Below are 1,417 nucleotides of genomic sequence, written 5' to 3'. Positions count from 1 at the left end.
ACCTCCGGGCGGGGTCTCGAACGAGTTACGTGACGGCACGCTTCCCAGGTCGTTGCCCGTGGCGAGGTGCCGCCCGCCGAGCGCCGGGAGGCGGTGACCCGGGCGGGGCAACCGTACGCACCGGACGACGCGGGAATTCGCCCGCACGAGTACCGTATGGAGTGGATATGGGCGTAATCGCACGGCTTCTCGGCAGGTCGAAGGCCGCGTCGAAGGCGGTGTCGGAAGCGGTGTCAAAGGCCGCGTCGGAGGATGCGGACGCGGCAGCGGCCTCCGGCGCGCAGCCGGCCGGAGTGGAGGCGGAACAGCACGAAGCGGCCGAGGCGGCGGAGTCCGCGACGCCGGCGACGGCCGGGGCCGGCCCTGCGGGAACGGAGGACGCGCCCGGGGACGGGCCCGAGGTCGGTGTCGCGCGGTCGGGCTCCGGTGCGGACGGCGCGTCCGAGGGTGCCGGGATCCCGCGGCAGCAGTCCGCCGGCGATGCAGCCGACGGCGAGACCGCCGACAGCGAGGCCGGTGAGGGCGCCCGCAGATGACTGTCCCGTGAGGGAAGGTGGACCATGGGTCTGATGGACAACGTGAAGGCCAAGCTGGGCCCGGCCAAGGACAAGGTGTCGGACCTCGCGCGGCAGCATGGGGACAAGGTCCAGCACGGGCTCGACAAGGCCGCGAAGGCCGTCGACGACCGGACCAAGCACAAGTACAGCGACAAGATCCAGGCGGGCACGGGCAAGGCCAAGGAGGCGGTGGACCGCCTCGCGCAGAAGAGCGGCCCGGGAGCGGCGCCCCACGAGCCGACGACTCCGACCCGCCCGGCTCCTCCGGAAGGGCCGCCGCCGGCTTCCTGAGGTACGCCCGGCTCAGGACTCGGGAAGGATCTGCCGCCGGTTTCCGGGGAGCCGGCGGCCGTCCTCCAAACGCGGGGCGCGCCCCGGCGGCCGTGCGGAACGCCGGGGTACGGCGGCGGGACCGGTTCGACCGGCGCCGGGGTACGGGGCTCAGGACCAGGTCGCTACCAGGTAGCCCACTCCGTACGGCGCGTCCTCGTACAGCAGGCTGCCGGTGAGGTCTGCTCCCTCGGCGGCGCCGGCCAGGATCTGCCAGGGCGCACGGCCGGCCGCCTGCAGTTCGCGGGCCAGCCCGGGGTCCAGTGCCTCGAGCCCTGCTGCGTCCGCCGCTCCGAGCGCCCGTGCGACCTCCGCGTCGAAGGGCGCCGCCCGCTCGTCCAGGTAGCCCGGTGCCTTCAATGTGCGGCAGGCGCTGCCGTCCCCCACCGCCAGCAGGGCCACCCGTCCGGCCCGGCCGGCCAGTTCACGGCCGGTCCGCGCGCACTGGTCCGGCTCCAGCGTGTCCACGACGGCGAGCCCCTCGACGGGAGCGCCGGCCCAGCCGGTCCGCTCCAGCAGCCAGGCGCCGA

Annotated in this window: 3 protein-coding genes; 2 read left to right on the top strand and 1 reads right to left on the bottom strand. The window is 74.9% G+C overall.

Features of this window, described 5'->3' with window-relative positions; genetic code table 11:
* Positions 1 to 167 precede the first annotated feature (167 nt).
* Together IE312_RS21015 and IE312_RS21010 are read left to right on the top strand one after the other, a co-directional pair.
* The gene (locus IE312_RS21015) at positions 168 to 536 is read left to right on the top strand and encodes a hypothetical protein (RefSeq protein ID WP_229900235.1); all 369 of its coding nucleotides are present in this window, start codon (positions 168 to 170) and stop codon (positions 534 to 536) included.
* A gap of 24 nt (positions 537 to 560) precedes the next feature.
* A complete protein-coding gene (locus IE312_RS21010; protein WP_189983900.1) occupies positions 561 to 848 on the top strand; it encodes an antitoxin in 288 nt (95 codons plus the stop codon).
* 150 nt (positions 849 to 998) lie between these two features.
* On the opposite strand, the gene IE312_RS41115 is transcribed toward IE312_RS21010, so the two are convergent.
* Positions 999 to 1,417, bottom strand: a 419-nt coding sequence (locus tag IE312_RS41115; protein ID WP_502266980.1) for a class III extradiol ring-cleavage dioxygenase family protein, incomplete at its 5' end; no start/stop codon positions are given.

Source organism: Streptomyces capoamus (assembly GCF_014654935.1).
Taxonomy (GTDB): Bacteria; Actinomycetota; Actinomycetes; order Streptomycetales; family Streptomycetaceae; genus Streptomyces; species Streptomyces capoamus.
Note: the sequence above shows the minus strand (reverse complement) of the source record. Positions and strands in the feature narration are given on the sequence as shown.

Bases quoted from the DNA above. Each gene is read 5' to 3' on its own strand.
- IE312_RS21015 (WP_229900235.1), top strand. From the start codon at position 168: ATGGGCGTAATCGCACGGCTTCTCGGCAGGTCGAAGGCCGCGTCGAAG.
- IE312_RS21010 (WP_189983900.1), top strand. From the start codon at position 561: ATGGGTCTGATGGACAACGTGAAGGCCAAGCTGGGCCCGGCCAAGGAC.